Below are 18,519 nucleotides of genomic sequence, written 5' to 3' on the forward strand. Positions count from 1 at the left end.
GTATTGTACTTTGTAGGATTGCTACAAAGTACAATCCTATTGTTTAAGAAAGAAGATTTACATATATATAGTTAGATGGAATTATTATTACCGGAAATTGGTTTAGTTGTTTTTCAGACAATAGCATTTCTATTGTTGATGTTTGTTTTGGCTAAATTTGCATGGAAGCCTATTCTGGCTTCGATCAAAGAACGCGAACATACCATTGATGAAGCCTTAAACCAGGCTGAATTAGCTAAACAGGAAATGGTGCGTCTTGCTGCCCAGAACGAGGAAACTTTGAGAGAAGCCCGTGCTGAAAGAGACCTGATCCTGAAAGAAGCGAAAACATTAAAGGATGCCATCGTTAATGAAGCAAAACAACAGGCTCATACCGAAGGTGCTAAATTAATTGAAAAAGCAAAGATCGAAATCGAGAACCAAAAGAAAGCTGCCTTAGCTGAATTGAAAAATCAGGTTTCAACATTATCAATCGATATCGCTGAGCGCGTATTGCGTACCCAGCTGGCTGATAAAGCCAAGCAACAGGAATTGGTTGCAGGTCTGTTGAAAGATGTTGAATTGAATTAATTCTTGCTACTCTAATAAAAAATAACATGTCAGAAAATAAAGCAGCATCAAGATACGCCAAATCATTAATCGACCTTTCCACAGAGCAGAATGCTTTCGAAGAAATCAGAAATGATATGGTTCTTATTGAGCAGGTGGTGAACCAGAACAATGAGCTTGAGGCCATTCTTCAGAACCCTGTTATCCCTCTGGACAAAAAGTACTCAATTTTAGAAGGGATTTTCGGCAAAAGTATCCATGCCATCACAAAAGCCTATCTGAAACTGATTGTGAGCAAAGGCCGTTCTGCTATTTTATTTGATACTACAAAAGCGTTTATCAGACAATACAATGTGATCAAAGGAATTGTAACTGCTGAAGTTACTTCTGCCATTGCACTAACTGATGCCAACAAAGAAGAGATCGTTGCTGTAGTGAAAAAGGAGATTGGAGCAAAAGAAGTCATCATCAAAGAGAAGGTAAACGAAAAGCTGATCGGCGGTTTTATTCTTAAAGTTGGCGATAAACAATTTGATGCCAGTATTGCTGGCAGCTTAAATAAACTAAAAAAGGAACTGTCACACGGTGTGGTCTAGATCCTGAATCATTTATAGAATTACAAAAGAAATAATATAAAATTATGGTAGAGGTAAGACCAGACGAAGTATCGGCAATTATCAGACAACAATTGTCGGGCTTTAAATCAGAAGCCGAACTTGAAGAAGTTGGTACCGTATTACAAGTGGGTGATGGTATTGCCCGTGTTTATGGTTTAACTAAAGTTCAATCAGGTGAGCTCGTTGAATTTGAAAATGGCCTGCAAGGTATTGTTTTGAACCTTGAAGAAGATAACGTTGGTGTGGTTTTATTAGGCCCCTCAGCTGAGATCAAAGAAGGTGACACTATTAAACGTACCAAAAAAATTGCATCTATCCAGGTTGGTGAAGGTATGTTAGGCCGTGTAGTTAACACACTTGGCGAACCTATTGATGGTAAAGGTCCGATCGTTGGTCAGACTTATGAAATGCCGATCGAGCGTAAAGCTCCCGGTGTAATCTACCGTCAGCCGGTTGCTGAGCCATTACAAACAGGTATCAAAGCTATCGATGCGATGATCCCTATTGGCCGTGGCCAGCGTGAGTTGGTAATTGGTGACCGTCAGACAGGTAAAAGTGCTGTTTGTATTGATACCATTATTAATCAGAAAGAATTTTATGAAGCAGGCAACCCTGTTTTATGTATATATGTAGCTTGTGGTCAGAAAGCAAGTACTGTAGCTAACGTTGTGCGTACTTTAGAAGAGAACGGTGCGATGGCTTATACAGTAGTTGTTTCAGCTTCTGCAGCAGATCCTGCTCCACTGCAGTTTTATGCTCCGTTCTCGGGTGCTGCAATTGGCGAGTACTTCCGGGATACAGGTCGCCCTGCACTGATCGTTTATGATGATTTGTCGAAACAGGCTGTGGCTTACCGTGAGGTTTCACTGTTGTTACGTCGCCCACCGGGCCGTGAGGCTTATCCCGGTGACGTGTTTTATCTGCACAGTCGTTTGTTAGAGCGTGCTGCAAAGATCAACGCCAATGACGAGATCGCAAGACAAATGAACGATCTTCCTGAGTCTATCAAAGGTATCGTTAAAGGTGGTGGTTCATTAACTGCACTTCCGATTATCGAAACCCAGGCAGGTGACGTTTCTGCATATATCCCTACCAACGTAATTTCAATTACTGACGGTCAGATATTCCTGGAATCTAACCTGTTCAACGCAGGTGTACGTCCGGCTATCAACGTAGGTATCTCGGTATCACGTGTAGGAGGTAATGCACAGATCAAATCAATGAAAAAAGTAGCAGGTACCCTGAAACTTGATCAGGCTCAATACCGTGAATTAGAGGCTTTCTCTAAATTCGGATCAGACCTGGATGCAGCTACGAAATCTGTACTGGATAAAGGTTCGAGAAACGTTGAAATCTTAAAACAAGGTCAGTTCTCTCCAATGTCTGTAGAAAAACAGGTAGCGATCATCTATATCGGTACAAAAAACCTGATGCGTTCAGTTCCTGTAAATAAAGTAAGGGCATTTGAAGCTGAATATTTACAACAGCTTGAATTGCGTTACCCGCAAACGCTGGCTGCTTTAAAAGCCGGTAAACTGGATGACGAGATTACATCAGTATTGGAAACAGTAGCTAAAGAACTTTCATCGAACTACTAATTATACAGGAAGAAGATTAAAAAAGAATGGCAAATTTAAAAGAAGTAAGAATTCGTATATCATCGGTGCAGTCTACGCAGCAGATTACCAAAGCCATGAAAATGGTTTCGGCCGCAAAGCTGAAGCGCGCAACGAATGCTATTATACAGTTACGTCCGTATGCTACGAAGCTTAAAGAGATCTTAGGGAATCTTTCTGCCAACCTCGAAGGATCTTCATCCCCTTATATTGAGGAACGCGAGCCGAACAAAGTTTTAATCGTAGTCGTATCTTCTAACCGTGGTCTTGCAGGTGCTTTTAACATGAACGTGATTAAAGCAACCAACAACCTGATCGCAGAGAAATACAGCAACCAGTATAAAAACGGTAATGTAAGTATCGTATCTATCGGTAAGAAATCTCAGGATTTCTACGAAAAGAGAGACTACAAGGTAATTGGAAACAACAATGATGTGTTTACTGCATTAACTTTTGAGAACGTAACCAAAATTACTGAGGCTATCATGGCTGGTTTTAAGGCAGGTGACTTCGATAAAGTAGAATTGGTGTACAACCAGTTCAAAAACGCAGCTGTACAGATCGTAACTACAGAACAATTGCTTCCATTGCCTAAAACAGAAGCCAAATCGTCAGAAAAATCTTCCAAACAACAGATAGATTATATCCTGGAGCCTTCGCAGGAGGAAATCGTTAAGGAATTGATTCCTAAATCGATCAAAATCCAGTTGTATAAAGCTGTATTGGACTCGCATGCATCAGAACACGGTGCAAGAATGACTTCGATGGACAAGGCTACTGAAAATGCAGGCGACCTGCTGAAAGCACTTAAACTTTCATACAACCAGGCACGTCAGGCAGCGATTACAACGGAGCTGACTGAAATCGTGAGTGGTGCAGCAGCACTGAATGGTTAATAGTTCAATGTTATAAATAATTTTAAGGGGCTGTCTTGCAAAAAGATGGCCTCTTTTTTTTCACCCGCTAATCACCGGAACATGGGATTTGGATATCCGGTTTATACTGCGAACTTTCCCTGAATTTTAAAGTTACAGATGATGAAAAAGTATATGTTTCCTGTTTTGGCTGCATTGTTATTTCCGCTTGGATTACTTGCACAAATGACTCCTGATCAGATCGCACAAAAAGACTACACCGCTGCTGTCGCATGGCAACAGCAGTCGGGAGAGTACAGGGCCCTGTCTTTCCAGGCCTACAACTTTGCAAAACTTTCACTGAATGAAAAGTTAAAAGATACAGTGGCAGGCAAAGCGAACTGTGTAATTGTGGATATAGATGAGACCCTGCTTGATAATTCACCTTTCTCTGCCATGCAGGTACAAAAAGGGGTAGCCTATAATCCTAAGGATTGGTCGGCTTGGACAAGCCTGGCAGCAGCTGATACCGTACCGGGAGCATTGACCTTCCTGAAATACGCGGCCTCAAAACAGGTAGAAACTTTTTATGTGTCCAACAGGATACAGCCCGATGCCAAGGCAACGCTGGTTAACCTGCAGCGGCTTGGTTTTCCCTTCGCTGATGCGGAGCACCTGATGCTGGCCGAAGGCACATCCAATAAGGAGGACCGCAGAAAGAAGGTGATGGAGCAGCATAATGTACTGTTATTATGCGGCGATAACCTAAGCGATTTCTCCAATGTGTTTTACAGGGAGGGTAAAAATACCAGGGAAGAAGTTGATGCGGCGAAGGCAGCCTTTGGAACAAAGTTTATTGTATTGCCTAATCCGATGTATGGCGACTGGGAAAAATTGCTGTACAGAGGTTACAATCTCGATGAAACAGAGAAATCCAGACAGCGGATACGGGGATTAAAAGGTTTTTAAAGAAATAATTCTCTGACCAACATGCTGTTTTTGTTGAAATAATATTAATTTTGCACAGGATTTTAAAAATAAACAAATGGAGCAACAGCCGAAACGCAGCACTAAAAGTATACAGAACGCAAATGAAACATCAATATACGTATTATTGGTTGTTGGTATCCTGTTAAGCATGGTTGGAGTTTTTCTGCGTTTCGCAGGTGATTCTATGACTTTGTCAATCGTTTCATGGGTAATACTGTTCGTTGGAGCATTTGTATGCTGCAAAGCAGTATTCAAAATACTTGGCGCTTAACCAAAAGATATTTATAAGGGAAAGCCTTCACAGCAGCTGCTGATGAAGGCTTTTTCTATTTAACTCTTTTCTGATTGTCTTTTACAAAGGTATCCCATCCCGAATAGGACTTGCCGCTGCCACCGGTGGTAGATACCCGTTGAAAGGAATGACATACTGCTACCGCCAGCCCGTCTGTTGCATCCAGAAATTCCGGCGTCTCTTTAAAGTTCAGTAATCTTTGGAGCATCGCAGCTACCTGCTCTTTTCCGGCGCTTCCGTTCCCTGTAATCGATTGTTTGATCTTTCTTGGGGCATATTCCGTAATCGGGATATCTCTCGACAAAGCAGCTGCCATGGCTATGCCCTGTGCCCTGCCCAGTTTGAGCATCACCTGTATATTTTTTCCATAAAAGGGGGCCTCCAGCGCAACCACGTCGGGTTTGTATTCATCTACCAAAGCCACTGTTTTTGCAAAGATGCGCTGCAGTTTTAGAAAGTGGTCGTCAAGGTGGTCCATCTTCACAATGCCCATGGCAATCAATTCTATCTTACTGCCCTTTTCTAAAATCACACCATAGCCCATAATCGCTGTGCCCGGGTCTATACCCATGATCACCCTTTCCTTTTTTCCAACCAACATAGAACAATATTAAGCATATTTGCATGAAATAAAAGAAACGATCAATTGATATCCAAATATAAAGGTATATTTTCCAATGTCCTGAAAGTGGCGATAGTTGCCTTTACCTTCTGGTTCATCTACCATAAGCTCTCTGCCAATACAAACCTGAAAGAATTTAAAAATATCCTCTCAGGTATCCCTGCGCCGGAGATTGCTGCTGTGCTTTCTTTAGTTGTACTGCTGATGTTCCTCAACTGGGGGCTGGAAGCAGTAAAATGGAAAAGGTTACTCAGGCAAATTGAGAGCATCAGTTTGTGGCGCTCCATAGAGTCGGTTTTCTGCGGACTTACCTGGGCAGTATTTACACCAAACCGCATCGGCGAATATGGGGGCAGGGTCTTCTTTTTATCCCCAAAACGACGCATCATCGGCGTAGTGGCCATGGCTGTCGGAAATATCGGCCAGATGGTACTTACAAACATTTTTGGTGCAATAGCCGTCTGCCTGTTCATCTACCGGTTTGTAGATCTTGATTACCGGCTTAATTATGCTTTGGTTGCGCTCTCTGTCATGTTCTGTATATTTTTTCTGATTTTCTTTTTCAATATCCGCTGGCTCAACGGATTGCTCTTGTCCATGCGTTTCACAAGGAAATACAAGAAATTCTACAGCATCCTAGGCAGGTACCATAAGAAAGAACTGCTGCATATACTTTCGCTCTGCCTGGCAAGATATGTAGTGTTCAGTACCCAATATTTTATCATGTTTTACTGGCTGATTCCCGATATTCATTACCTGGATATCCTGATGATGGTCTGCATCCTTTTTTTTGTGCAATCAACCCTGCCTTCGCTCGATCTGTTTGATATCGGGGTAAGAAGTGTCACCGCCTCCTATTTTTTTAGCTTTGTAACCAGTCAAGATGTAGCAGTTATTGCATGTACTGCAAGTATATGGCTGATAAATATTATTATTCCTGCTATATTAGGCTCATATTTCGTTTTTAAATTAAATTTTTTTGGAAGTCTTAACCGCCGTTAGTTACCTGTCATCATTTTTAACCCTGGTATATCTGCTCGTTGTTTTCGGATTTATCCGCGGCTGGCACAAACTATCGCCTTTTCAGTACAAGGGAACAAAGGGAACAACCAGGGTTTCCATTATCATTGCAGCACGCAATGAGGCAGAGAGCATCCACCGTACCATCGAGGCATTGCTTGCACAGGATTACGATAGGGAGCTTACAGAAATCATCTTTATTGACGACCATTCCACAGACAATACTGCGGAGATCGTCCGTTCGTATGCAGGGGTAAAACTGATTTCCCTTAAAGAAGACAGGGCACTCAACTCCTATAAGAAAAAAGCCATCCAGACAGCGATAGGAGAGGCTACAGGCAGCCTGATCATTACTACTGATGCAGATTGCAGAATGGGTGCACGCTGGCTTACAACGATTGTAGCTTATTATGAGGAGAAAGATTTTAAAATGATCTCTTCTCCGGTGGCCTATGATGAGGAGAAGAGTTTTTTTGAACGGTCACAATCCCTTGAGTTTTTATACCTGATCGGACTGGGTGCTTCAACAATAGGCAACAATAAGCCTTCCACCTGTAACGGAGCCAACCTGGCTTATGAAAGGGCGGCCTTTTACGAAGTGGGCGGGTTCCAGGGAATAGATGACCTGGCCTCGGGCGATGATGAACTGTTACTGCACAAAATAGCGGCACGTTACGATAACCAGATTGGGTTTCTAAGGAACACAGATGCGATCGTATATACCCATGCCAAGCCCAATTTAAATGAGTTTTTGCAGCAGCGGAAACGATGGGCATCAAAAAGTACGAGATACAAGAATAAATCGATCATTGTGCTTGGTGTATTCATCTGGTGTTTTAACCTGAGTATCTTGCTCAATCTGCTTGCAGGAGTATTTTTTATTGGTTTCCTGAAAATTGCACTGGTCCAGCTGCTGCTCAAGATTGCCATAGAGTTCCTGTTCCTTACAGGAGTCACCAGGTTTGCAAAAAGAACAGAGTTACTTGTATTATTGCCCTTTTTGAATGTACTTCATGTACTATATATTATTTATATTGGTGTGGCCGGAAACTCGGGCAAATACAATTGGAAAGGCAGAATGGTTAAATAATGGAGAGAAGCAGCAGTCCCGCTAGAAAAATATGGATCCGGTTTAAAAGAAATAAGCCTGCACTTGGGGGACTGATCTTTATTATCCTGCTTTTGCTGATGGGTATTTTAGGATATGTGATGACGCCAGATCAAACGCCGATGGCCAATTCAATGCATTTGCAGCTCAGCAACAAAAAACCGGGGCGCAGCTTTCAGTTTTTTGTGGTCAGCAGCAAGGAGCATGTTCCGCAGGTCAGTTTTCTTGAAAAGATGATGTATGGCCAGGAGTCGGGCATCAAAAGTATCCCGGTCACTGATTACAGGATCTCTGGAAACAAGATCTATGTAAAAGAATATATTGGTGATGACGAGGAAGCTGCAGAAAGCAGTTATCCGGTAACCGGCAAGCCGGAAGAATTTATTAGTCAGCATATTTACCGACAGACTTTCCTGCTGGGAACAGACGGCTACGGAAGAGACCTGCTCAGCAGGCTGATCCTGGGTGTCAGGGTGTCACTTTCAGTAGGATTGATCGCAGTTATAATTTCCATGAGCATAGGTGTAAGTTTAGGTGCCCTGGCCGGTTATTTCGGCGGAATGACAGATGCTGCAATCAGCTGGCTGATGAACGTGATCTGGTCGCTGCCCTCCCTGCTGCTGGTCATTGCAATTTCCTTTGCCCTGGGCAAAGGGTTCTGGCAGATATTTATTGCCGTAGGATTGTCTACCTGGGTAGATGTCGCCCGTCTGGTACGCGGGCAGGTGATGGCGATCAAAGAGGCAGAATTTGTAGAGGCTGCCCGTGCACTCGGCTTTCCTGCACACCGCATCTTATTGAAACACATCCTTCCAAATATTGCCGGCCCCGTTCTTGTAATCGCCTCTGCAAACTTCGCTTCCGCTATCCTGCTGGAAACCGGACTGAGCTTCCTGGGCTTTGGTGCCCAGCCGCCCATGCCCAGTTGGGGGAGCATGATTCAGGAAAACTATGGATACATTGTAATGGATGCCGCTTACCTGGCTATCTTACCCGGAATGGCCATTATGCTAACCGTTTACGCCTTCAACCTGATGGCTATAGGGCTGCGTGATGCCTTCGATATCAAATCGCAGAATATTACTGTTTAACTATCAGCGCAACATTGTCTAAAACTTATGAATGGAATTCTCCTGCAGGTTTCTTAAATTAGTGCCATGTTATTGAACTGTTTTCAACTGGAACATTTAGAAGCAGGCTGTGATGAAGCAGGCAGGGGATGCCTCGCAGGACCGGTATATGCTGCCGCAGTGATCCTGCCGCCTGATTTTATTGCAGGAGAGCTGAACGACTCCAAAAAGCTAACGCATACCCAGCGTGAAGCTTTGAGGCTGATCATAGAAAAAGAAGCTGTAGCCTGGGCAGTAGCCTCGGTAGACAACCATGAGATTGATGAGATCAATATCCTGAATGCTTCCTTCCTGGCCATGCATAGGGCGATCGAAAAACTGCATATCCAGCCCCGGTACCTAAGTATTGACGGAAACCGTTTCAAAGCCTATCCGGATATACCACATAGCTGTATCATTAAGGGCGATGGTAAATACCTTAATATTGCTGCCGCGTCGATCCTGGCAAAAACACACCGCGACGAATTTATGGATAACGTTGCTGATGAATATCCGCACTACGAGTGGAGGTCCAATAAAGGATATCCTACAAAAGTGCACCGCTCTGCAGCGATCTTACATGGGCTTTCACCATATCACCGTAAAACTTTTAGCATCAGTGATCCTGATCTTATTTTCGTTGCAGATAATGAGCTATAATTTGTATTTTCACCTTATTGAAAACATTAATACTCAGTAACCGTGTTCCCTTTCCGCCCAACAGCGGCTATCCGATTGTAGTGTATAACACTATAAAAGGGCTGCTCAATGTGGGTGTGGATATCACTTTGTTCAGTATTAACACCAATAAACACCGGGTGGATGTAGACGACATTTATGATCCCGTCTTTGAAAAAATAAAATTTCATTCCTTTGATGTGGATACAGAAGTCAATCTCTGGGGTGCATTTTTCAATATTTTCTCTAATGAATCCTACAATGTATCGCGCTTTTATGATGATGATGCAGCCAAACTGCTGGAAAATATCCTCAGGGAAACCGAGTTTGATATCATCCAGTTTGAGGGTCTTTTTGTAGTTCCTTATCTCGATGTAGTCAAGAATAACAGCAATGCAAAGCTGATCTACCGTGCGCATAATATTGTTTTTGATGTATGGGAACGGCTTGCAAATTCTGAACGCTTTACTCCAAGACGTAAATACCTACAGTTCCTGGCCCGCCGGCTGAAGGAATATGAAACAGAACAGATCAACCGTTTTCACCAGATCTTTGCCATCAGTGAACCTGATCGCCAGGCCATCCTTCATTTTGGCTGCGAGACCTGTCTCGATGTTTTTCCTGTAGCGCTGGATATTGACAGATACGTAGTCGATCCAAAAAAGACAAGTTTCCCTACGCTCTTCCATATTGGGGCGATGGATTACAGGCCCAACAAAGAAGGACTGGAATGGTTTATTGAAGAGATATGGCCCGATATAGAAAAGCTGAACAGTGAACTCCGTTTTTATATCGCCGGGAAGAGCATGCAGCAGCATTTCTATGATTATGATTCCGATAACCTGGTGGTAGAAGGAGAGATCTTTGATGCTGTGGAGTTCATGAATTCCAAAGCGATCATGATTGTGCCCCTGCTTTCGGGCAGTGGGATGAGGGTAAAGATCATCGAGGGAATGGCCATGAAAAAATGCGTCATTGCCACAACCTATGCTGCCGAAGGACTCAACTGCGAAAACGGAAAAGATATCCTTATAGCCAATACTGCGGATGAATTTTACCGCTGTATCCTTCAGTGTGTTACCCATCCCAACCGCTGGCGCGAAATAGGCGAAAATGCACGTAAAACTGCGGAGCGCGACCACAACCTGATCACGGTTTCTGAAAGGATGCTCAATGTATATGAGCGGTTAGTAAATGGATAAAAAATATGTACTTTTGCCCAAAATCTAACCGATGACGCATGAATAATACCGCATTAACAGACAAACACATTTCTTTGGGAGCCAAAATGGTACCATTTGCAGGATACAATATGCCAGTTCAGTATGAAGGCATTAATGCAGAGCATGCTACAGTAAGAAAAGCTGTAGGTGTTTTTGATGTAAGCCACATGGGAGAGTTTATTCTTAAGGGTGAAAATGCACTGGATCTGATACAACGTGTCATCAGTAATGATGCTTCGAAGTTATATGACGGTAAAGTTCAGTACGCTTATCTTCCAAATGAAGAAGGCGGCATCGTAGACGATCTGCTGATCTACAGGATAGATGAAAAATCGTATATGCTGGTAGTGAATGCTTCCAATATTGAGAAGGACTGGAACTGGATCAGTAAATTCAATACCAAAGGGGTGGAGATGCACAACATCTCTGACCAAACTTCTCTTTTAGCTGTTCAGGGGCCAAAAGCTGCCGAAGCTTTACAGAGCCTTACAGGGATTGACCTTGCCTCTATGGAATATTACACTTTTACCAATGGCGTATTTGCCGGTGTAGAAAATGTAGTGGTGTCTGCTACCGGATATACGGGTGCGGGAGGCTTTGAGATCTATTGCGACAATGCCCATGCAGAGACCATCTGGAATGCTGTTTTTGAAGCTGGTGCGGCTTTCGGTATCAAACCTATCGGTTTAGGTGCCCGTGATACCCTTCGCCTGGAGATGGGTTTCTGCTTATACGGAAATGACATTGATGATACCACTTCTCCGATTGAAGCCGGTTTGGGCTGGGTAACCAAATTCAGTAAAGCATTTACAAATTCTGAAAGCTTACAGGTTGAGAAAGAAGCCGGTGTAAAACGCAGGCTGATTGGGTTTGAAATGATCGACCGCGGTATTCCCCGTCATGATTATGAGATCGTAGATGCTGATGGAAATGTCATCGGAAAAGTAACCTCAGGTACTCAGTCGCCATCCCTGCAAAAAGCCATAGGAATGGGTTACGTAACCAAAGAAAATGCAAAAGAAGGAGCTGAGATCTATATCAGTATCCGCAACAATAATATCAAAGCCAAAGTAGTAAAGTTCCCCTTTTTTAAATAAACCAACGTAGTTTCCGATCCCTCCTGATATGCCAAGAAAAATAGAAGTTTGCCTTACACCCGCCCTCATTGATTTATACGCCATAGAAGACAGCATCGTTGTAGTGATTGATATCTTAAGAGCGACCTCTTCCATCGTATATGGAATAGATAACGGGGCAGAGGCAATTATTCCGGTAGCGCAGGTGGAAGATTGTCTGACATATGCAGACCGGGGTTACCTGCTGGCGGCAGAACGAAATGGTGAAGTAGTTAAAGGCTATAACTTTGGTAATTCCCCATTTTCCTATACTGCTGATAAAGTAGCGGGTAAAACTGTCGTGCTAACTACGACGAATGGTACTAAAGCGCTCCATCTTGCAAGAAAGGCAAGTCAGGTAGTGATTGGTTCCTTTCTGAACCTGCAGCCGCTGTGCGACTGGCTAAAAACCCAGGATAAAGATGTACTGCTGCTTTGCGCAGGTTGGAAAGACCAGTTTAATCTGGAGGATACGCTTTTTGCAGGGGCAGTTGTACAGCAGCTGAGAAATTTGTTTACAGCGTTTGATGATGCCGGCGTTGCTGCAGAAGATCTTTATGAGATGGCTAAAAGTGATTTAAGGGCCTATGTGGGTAAATCAGCACACGGCCACCGGATGATGGCGCTGAATATCGAAGAGGATATTAAGTTCTGTCTTCAGCTCGATATCTGCCAGGCTATTCCTGTGCTTGAAGGAGACAACATCGTTGCGCTGAAAAGAGAACTATAGTTTTTCCCTGATTCCAATTTTTAAGACGCAAGATCTTTCAGCAGTTCCTGGAACTGTTCATTCTTTTTCATAGTTCTGAGCGTTTCCTCATAAGCCAGCCAGTAAATGGTTTCAGCTTTTTTCATATCGAAAGTGCTGATTTCACCCATACCTTTAGGCTCAATCAGGAGATTACAGAATGCTGATTTTTGTTCCATATCCTTGTTGATGGTCATTAGTCCCGCGCGGGACATCAGTGTGGTGATGTTTGTAATACTGCTCACTGGTTTCAGGTGGTTGCAGGAAGAGCCTATGATAAAATCGCAATTGTTCAGTAAAGGCTCTACAGGGAAGTTATTGAGGATGCCTCCGTCAACATACATCTGGTTATCGATCATAATCGGCCTGAATATTCCGGGCAGACAGCAGGAAGCCTGGATGGCCCTGATCAGCGGGCCTTTGTTAAAATATACAAGGTTTCCCTCGCTGAAATTTGTTGCCGCTATTGTTAGCGGGATCTTCAGGTTCTCGATCTTATCCTCAGGGAAGAAAGTTTTCAGCAGGTTGGAAGTGTGCTCAATCCCTATCAATCCCAATGAACCCACAGCAGGCCGTATAAAGCGCAGAAGCTTTGTTTTCATGAAGATGTTCAGTCCTTCTTCGGGATCTATTCCGGCAGCATAAAAAGCGCCTACAATAGAACCGGCACTGGTGCCACTGATATGACTGAAGTTGATGCCTGCATTGATCAGTGCTTTCAACACACCTAAATGTGCAATACCTCTGATTCCGCCGCCTGAGAGTACAATTCCTACTTTCTTCATCTGATGATAGTTTATTTACTGCTCCATTTTGGGTTTATATTTAGCAGCATTTAGTATTTTTTGTGCATCCTGATCGGCCATCAGCTCCTGAAGGCTTACCTTCGGATTTTCAGCCATATATTTCCTGACCATCTGCCAGCCTATCCAGATGCCCAGTTTCGGCGCCGATTCATTTTTTTCGCCTAATCCCGGAGTGAAGGGTGCTTCGCTGAGGTACATTTGAATTTTCTGGAAATCTGTCTCAAAAAGGAGGCTGTTCTGCATAAAATAGGCCCAGATATCCCCTTCGTAAGCTTTGCACCAGGCCAGCTGTTTATCGGTATATCCAATTTTCACAGCATCAGGAATCTGCTCATCCATTACCTGGTCCATAAAATACAGGATCTTGCCATTCTCCACCATTTTTGCCAGCAGAGAGCGGTTTTCATCCCGCTGTGGGAAGAGTTCTTCCCGGGCAAAGGTTTCGGTAATCCTCGGAACAATGTAATCCGGTGTGAACCTTCGGGAGATATATAGGGGAACACTTTTTACAATAGCCCTGTAAAATTTGCTGTTTTGACCAAGGAACATGTCAAGTCCGATACCCATATAATCATCGCCAATAGGCGTCTGCACCGAAAAGCCCGAAACAAAAGCGATGAATTTGGGAATCCTGACCCGGGGATAATAGTATTTGATGTATTTGAAAGTCTCGGTCAGTCCTTTTTCCTGAGGCTCCATAGTTTTAAATACACTGTCAGCATCATGGCTTAAATCAGTATAAGCCTGGTCTTTATAAAGCGTAGAAAGAATAGCTGCGTTGGTATAACTTGGGTCGCCTACCATTCTGTGCACGTAATCATCATAAAAGGCACTGTACTTTTTCTGCAGGAACAGGTCGGTCTGAGGAATGCCTTTTTGTTTACCGGCAAAGAGATCGCGGTCAAATCTTTCAATTTTAATATTCAGCTGAATGTTGCTGACATCAGGCTTCTTTCCCTGTTTACAGGAAAAAAATGCCACTACACACAGAAAAAATAGATAAATTTGGAAATGTTTTACGTTATCATTCATTGCTAACAAATATATACAGATCGTTGATGAAACCATCATCAGCATTCTACTATAAATATTACAAATGCTGATGATAGCTTCATGGCAGAAAACAAACAATATAAACTAATGAAAAATTTACTTACCGGACTTCTGTTTTTATTTATAAGTGGCAGTGCTGTAGCACAGAATGGCCCCGAACCTTATTACGGATTCAGACTTGGTCTGGCAGCATATCCTACCATCGGCTGGGCAAAGCCGGAAACTGGCACAAGCAATGGGGTAAACCTGGGTTTTGCCTATGGATTGCTGGCTGATTTTGATTTTGCCGAAAACTATAGTTTTTCTACGGGTTTAACGATCACCAGCATCAATGGTAAAACTACAGAGGTTAATCCGAGACCCTATTATGATGCGGTCAGATATCCTAATCCTACAGCTTATGATCTGAAATATATGCTCCAATATGTGGAGATCCCTTTGACATTGAAGCTGAAAACAGATAAGATTGGTCTGGTGCGCTGGTATGGACAGTTTGGTTTGTCCAACGATTTTAATATTGGTGCAAAGCAAAATGTATCAGTAGGGGGTACCCGGATTGTGGATGGTGAGCATATCAAAAATGATATCAATTTTTACCGCGCAGGCCTGATCATTGGCGGCGGGCTTGAATACGACATCGCAGGGCATACCAGTGTAACTACCGGGCTTACCTTTAATAACGGATTTACAGATATTTCCGATGATAAAAGCAGAAGTGTGAAGAACCACTTCGTTGGTATCAACTTTGGGGTTTTCTTTTAATCAATTGTAATGAAAATAGCATTAGCGCAACTCAATTACCATATTGGTAACTTCGAATACAATACCAAAAAAATCATTGATCATATTGCCCTCGCAAAAGCCGATGGTGCGGATCTGGTCGTATTTGCCGAACTGGCAGTGTGTGGTTATCCTCCGCGCGATTTTCTGGAATTTGAAGAATTTATTTCACTGTGTGAAGATGCGGCAAAGGAAATCGCTGCGCATTGTAAAGGTATAGCCTGTATCATCGGCCTGCCCGTAAAAAATGACGCAGTTGCAGGGAAGGACCTGTATAATGCCGCATACTTTATTGAAGAGGCTGAAGTGAAAGCTGTGGTAAAAAAAGCCTTATTGCCCAATTACGATATATTTGATGAATACCGGTATTTTGAACCTGCAACAACCTTCAGCTGTATAGATTTCAAGGGAACGAGAATTGCTTTAACAATCTGCGAAGATCTTTGGAATATCAACAATAACCCCCTGTACATTTCCAATCCGATGGATGTGCTCATTACGCAGAAACCGGATGTAATGATCAATATCGCAGCTTCTCCATTCTCTTATCAGCATGATGATGAACGTATGGTTGTCTTGTCAGACAATGCGAAAAAATACCAGTTGCCACTGCTGTATGTAAACCAGGTAGGGGCACAAACGGAGATCATTTTTGACGGTGGCTCTTTGGTTTATGACAAAGAGGGCAATCTCCTGGACGAAATGCCTTATTTTAAAGAGCATTTAAGGTCATATATGCTTACCGCTGGTGTGATTGAAGGATACGGGAAGGCAGAGCACGAACAGACCTCTGACATCGCCCAGATCCATGATGCACTGGTGATGGGAATAAAGGATTATTTTGGTAAATCAGGATTTTCAAAAGCAGTATTGGGTTTATCGGGCGGAATTGATTCCGCAATCGTCTGTGCGCTGGCTTGTCGTGCCCTCGGCCCTGAAAATGTAATGGCCGTACTGATGCCTTCAAAATACTCCTCGGACCATTCCATTAAGGATGCGCTGGATCTTGTAGAAAACTTTGGCTGTAAACACGAGATTATTGCTATTAAAGAAGCTGCGGATGCATTTGACAGTATGCTTGCCCATGCTTTTGAAGGACTTTCATTTAACCTGACCGAAGAGAACATCCAGGCGCGGAGCAGGGGCATCGTAGTGATGGCTATGTCCAATAAGTTTGGATATATTCTGCTGAATACCTCTAATAAAAGTGAGTGTGCCGTGGGTTATGGAACCCTGTACGGTGATATGTGCGGCGCAATAGGTGTGATTGGAGACGTGTACAAAACGCAGATCTACCAGCTTGCCCATTACATCAATAACGACGGGGAACTGATCCCTGAGAATACCATCGTTAAACCACCTTCTGCTGAGCTCAGACCGGGACAAAAAGATTCTGACTCCCTGCCTGATTATGATACGCTGGACGCTATTCTTTACCAGTTCATTGAACTGAAGAAAAGTTCTGCTGCAATCATTGCACAGGGATATGATGAAGCTCTTGTGCGCAGGATCATGAAAATGGTAAATGCCGCAGAGTTCAAAAGATACCAGACACCGCCAATCCTGCGTGTTTCGCCAAAAGCTTTTGGTATGGGACGCAGAATGCCGATCGTAGGCAAATACCTGGCTTAACCTGGTATTTCTAAATTTTTACAGGAGCCTTCTTTTTAAAGAAGGTTCCATAAGGAATAAACAGAGCCAGTATGATCCCAATCACACTGAAGATCTGGGCAATGGCGTCTCCGCTTTTTGCATAAGGGGTCAACTGATCGTTGAGGTTGATATCCATTTTCAGGGCATCGCGTGTCCACCATTTGGATTGTTTGACCACATCGCCGCGCTGATTGATAAAACCGGAAATTCCTGTGTTAGCAGAACGCACCACCCAGCGGCGGTTTTCAATTGCACGTAATTTCGCATATTCAAAATGCTGGTCTTTACCATAAGTATCGCCCCACCAGCCATCGTTTGTAATGATGGCGATAAACTGGGCACCGTTTTTAACGGATTCGCGGATCCAGCCTCCCCAGAGGGATTCATAACAAATTACCGGAGCAACGCCCACTCCGCTTTGTGAATAGAACACTCCGGGGGCATCCTGCCATCCCCATCCGGATACAGTTCCCCCTAACCCTGAAAACACAGGGGCAAGGAAAGCAAGGGTTTCAGGGAAAGGCATTTTTTCTACTCCGGGAACCAATTTGGATTTGTGATAGAATTGTACATTGCTGGAATTTTCTACCTGCATTGCCGTATTGAAGTTATCATAATACTGTCTGCTGTTCGCGTCAAATTTGGCTGAAAGTGTTTTTTTCTCATTGTATATTTTAATGCTCTCGATACCGGTGAGCAATGTGCCATTTTTGTATTTGCTTAAAAAGCGCTGTGCATCGATGTATTCTGTATTGCTGCGGATCCTGTCTTCATCTGCGAAATTTGGAATCGCTGTTTCAGGCCAGATAAAATATTCCGTATTGACCTGAGCCACAGAGTCAGACAACTTGCTTAATGTTTGAAGCTGATCGCGCGCAGATATACCACCTGATTTTTCATAGGGATCAATATTAGGCTGTACCGTCACCACATTGATCGGTACCTCCTTTTCTTTATAGCTATAGTACCTTGTCAGGGAAAACGCAGCAGGGATGATCATAAAGATCAGCCAGGTAATAGTAGGCCTGAACCTCAGGTAACCAGTTGCCTGGCCCCGGTAACTTTTCCAGACTTCAAAGGCAAGGATATTGCTGCTGATGATCCACACCGAACCGCCATATACACCGGTCGACTCATACCATTGTGCCAGCTGGTGCATTCCTGCAAATCCATTTCCTAAAGTCATCCATGGAAAGGCGAGGTCCCATGTAGCATGCAGATATTCCATGCCAATCCAGAAACAAAGCAGGGCAAGGTAGGCTATGCTCTTTTTGCTGACAACCTTCATAAATCTGTAATAAAGCCAGAACGCAAAAGTCATCAGTAAGGCACCCAATCCGTAAGGGATAAGTGAAATCAGGAAAGATACAACAGGGCTGTTATAGGCGCTGATAGCATTGTATACCCAATAGATACATGAGGTGTTCCAAAGCAGGAAAGTTAAGCCGGCCGTAAGAAATACCTTTTTCCCGGTTTTTTTTCCATTTTGTGAGATGATCTGGTCCAGGGCTATAAGCAGGGGGACTAAACCAACGAGTAATAACGGAGCGGCAAAAGTATGCGGCGGCCAGGCGAGCCATAGTAAAAATGCGCTCACAAGGGCAAGCAGCAAAGGGTTTCTTGATTTCATCTCGGGTATATGGGAACTAAAAACTGTCTAATATATCGGCTTTTTTGGCCTCATAT

Annotated in this window: 19 protein-coding genes; 15 read left to right on the forward strand and 4 right to left on the reverse strand. The window is 43.4% G+C overall.

Features of this window, described 5'->3' with window-relative positions:
* Positions 1-75: 75 nt before the first annotated feature.
* The 6 genes from atpF to ABWY16_RS17935 all read left to right on the forward strand — a co-directional run bounded on the left by atpF (position 76) and on the right by ABWY16_RS17935 (position 4,897).
* Positions 76-570, forward strand: a complete 495-nt coding sequence (atpF, locus tag ABWY16_RS17910) for a F0F1 ATP synthase subunit B (RefSeq protein ID WP_353906033.1) — start codon at positions 76-78, stop codon at positions 568-570.
* A 26-nt stretch (positions 571-596) separates the two neighbouring features.
* Positions 597-1,145: an ATP synthase F1 subunit delta gene (gene atpH / locus ABWY16_RS17915; RefSeq protein ID WP_353906034.1), complete on the forward strand. Its 549-nt coding sequence runs from the start codon at positions 597-599 to the stop codon at positions 1,143-1,145.
* 44 nt (positions 1,146-1,189) lie between these two features.
* Positions 1,190-2,764 (forward strand): F0F1 ATP synthase subunit alpha, encoded by a 1,575-nt coding sequence (gene atpA / locus ABWY16_RS17920; RefSeq protein ID WP_353906035.1) that lies wholly within the window; start codon positions 1,190-1,192, stop codon positions 2,762-2,764.
* A gap of 26 nt (positions 2,765-2,790) precedes the next feature.
* Positions 2,791-3,678: an ATP synthase F1 subunit gamma gene (atpG, locus tag ABWY16_RS17925; RefSeq protein WP_353906036.1), complete on the forward strand. Its 888-nt coding sequence runs from the start codon at positions 2,791-2,793 to the stop codon at positions 3,676-3,678.
* 138 nt (positions 3,679-3,816) lie between these two features.
* The gene (locus ABWY16_RS17930; protein WP_353906037.1) at positions 3,817-4,605 is read left to right on the forward strand and encodes a 5'-nucleotidase, lipoprotein e(P4) family; all 789 of its coding nucleotides are present in this window, start codon (positions 3,817-3,819) and stop codon (positions 4,603-4,605) included.
* A 76-nt stretch (positions 4,606-4,681) separates the two neighbouring features.
* Positions 4,682-4,897 carry a hypothetical protein gene (locus tag ABWY16_RS17935; protein WP_353906038.1) on the forward strand — a complete coding sequence of 72 codons (216 nt, stop codon included), beginning with the start codon at positions 4,682-4,684 and terminating at the stop codon, positions 4,895-4,897.
* Positions 4,898-4,952: 55 nt separating this feature from the next.
* On the opposite strand, the gene ruvC is transcribed toward ABWY16_RS17935, so the two are convergent.
* Positions 4,953-5,519 (reverse strand): crossover junction endodeoxyribonuclease RuvC, encoded by a 567-nt coding sequence (gene ruvC, locus ABWY16_RS17940; protein WP_353906039.1) that lies wholly within the window; start codon positions 5,517-5,519, stop codon positions 4,953-4,955.
* A 45-nt stretch (positions 5,520-5,564) separates the two neighbouring features.
* Here ruvC and ABWY16_RS17945 point away from each other — a divergent pair, with 45 nt between their 5' ends.
* The 7 genes from ABWY16_RS17945 (at position 5,565) to ABWY16_RS17975 (ending at position 12,523) form a co-directional block, all read left to right on the forward strand.
* Positions 5,565-6,542 carry a hypothetical protein gene (locus tag ABWY16_RS17945; protein ID WP_353906040.1) on the forward strand — a complete coding sequence of 326 codons (978 nt, stop codon included), beginning with the start codon at positions 5,565-5,567 and terminating at the stop codon, positions 6,540-6,542.
* On the forward strand, positions 6,520-7,650 hold the full coding sequence (locus tag ABWY16_RS17950) for a glycosyltransferase family 2 protein (protein ID WP_353906041.1): 1,131 nt from the start codon (positions 6,520-6,522) through the stop codon (positions 7,648-7,650). The genes ABWY16_RS17945 and ABWY16_RS17950 overlap by 23 nt, the downstream gene beginning before the upstream one ends.
* A complete protein-coding gene (locus ABWY16_RS17955; protein WP_353906042.1) occupies positions 7,650-8,759 on the forward strand; it encodes an ABC transporter permease in 1,110 nt (369 codons plus the stop codon). The genes ABWY16_RS17950 and ABWY16_RS17955 overlap by 1 nt, the downstream gene beginning before the upstream one ends.
* A gap of 66 nt (positions 8,760-8,825) precedes the next feature.
* On the forward strand, positions 8,826-9,437 hold the full coding sequence (gene rnhB, locus ABWY16_RS17960; protein WP_353906043.1) for a ribonuclease HII: 612 nt from the start codon (positions 8,826-8,828) through the stop codon (positions 9,435-9,437).
* Between the two features lie 17 nt (positions 9,438-9,454).
* The gene (locus ABWY16_RS17965) at positions 9,455-10,657 is read left to right on the forward strand and encodes a glycosyltransferase family 4 protein (protein ID WP_353906044.1); all 1,203 of its coding nucleotides are present in this window, start codon (positions 9,455-9,457) and stop codon (positions 10,655-10,657) included.
* Positions 10,658-10,695: 38 nt separating this feature from the next.
* The gene (gene gcvT / locus ABWY16_RS17970) at positions 10,696-11,775 is read left to right on the forward strand and encodes a glycine cleavage system aminomethyltransferase GcvT (RefSeq protein ID WP_353906045.1); all 1,080 of its coding nucleotides are present in this window, start codon (positions 10,696-10,698) and stop codon (positions 11,773-11,775) included.
* Positions 11,776-11,803: 28 nt separating this feature from the next.
* Positions 11,804-12,523, forward strand: coding sequence for a 2-phosphosulfolactate phosphatase (locus tag ABWY16_RS17975; RefSeq protein WP_353906046.1), 720 nt, complete (start codon positions 11,804-11,806; stop codon positions 12,521-12,523).
* A 20-nt stretch (positions 12,524-12,543) separates the two neighbouring features.
* Here the strand turns inward: ABWY16_RS17975 and ABWY16_RS17980 are convergent, their stop codons facing one another.
* Together ABWY16_RS17980 and gldB are read right to left on the reverse strand one after the other, a co-directional pair.
* Entirely contained in the window at positions 12,544-13,326 is a 783-nt protein-coding gene (locus ABWY16_RS17980; RefSeq protein WP_353906047.1) for a patatin-like phospholipase family protein, read from the reverse strand.
* A gap of 15 nt (positions 13,327-13,341) precedes the next feature.
* On the reverse strand, positions 13,342-14,379 hold the full coding sequence (gldB, locus tag ABWY16_RS17985; RefSeq protein ID WP_353906048.1) for a gliding motility lipoprotein GldB: 1,038 nt from the start codon (positions 14,377-14,379) through the stop codon (positions 13,342-13,344).
* Between the two features lie 108 nt (positions 14,380-14,487).
* On the opposite strand from gldB, the gene ABWY16_RS17990 reads away from it, so the two are divergent.
* Entirely contained in the window at positions 14,488-15,162 is a 675-nt protein-coding gene (locus ABWY16_RS17990; protein WP_353906049.1) for a porin family protein, read from the forward strand.
* A gap of 9 nt (positions 15,163-15,171) precedes the next feature.
* On the forward strand, positions 15,172-16,812 hold the full coding sequence (locus tag ABWY16_RS17995; RefSeq protein ID WP_353906050.1) for an NAD+ synthase: 1,641 nt from the start codon (positions 15,172-15,174) through the stop codon (positions 16,810-16,812).
* Positions 16,813-16,822: 10 nt separating this feature from the next.
* On the opposite strand, the gene lnt is transcribed toward ABWY16_RS17995, so the two are convergent.
* Positions 16,823-18,463, reverse strand: coding sequence for an apolipoprotein N-acyltransferase (lnt, locus tag ABWY16_RS18000; protein ID WP_353906051.1), 1,641 nt, complete (start codon positions 18,461-18,463; stop codon positions 16,823-16,825).
* Positions 18,464-18,519: the final 56 nt, after the last annotated feature.

This window comes from Pedobacter sp., from assembly GCF_040513095.1.
Lineage (GTDB): Bacteria > Bacteroidota > Bacteroidia > Sphingobacteriales > Sphingobacteriaceae > Pedobacter.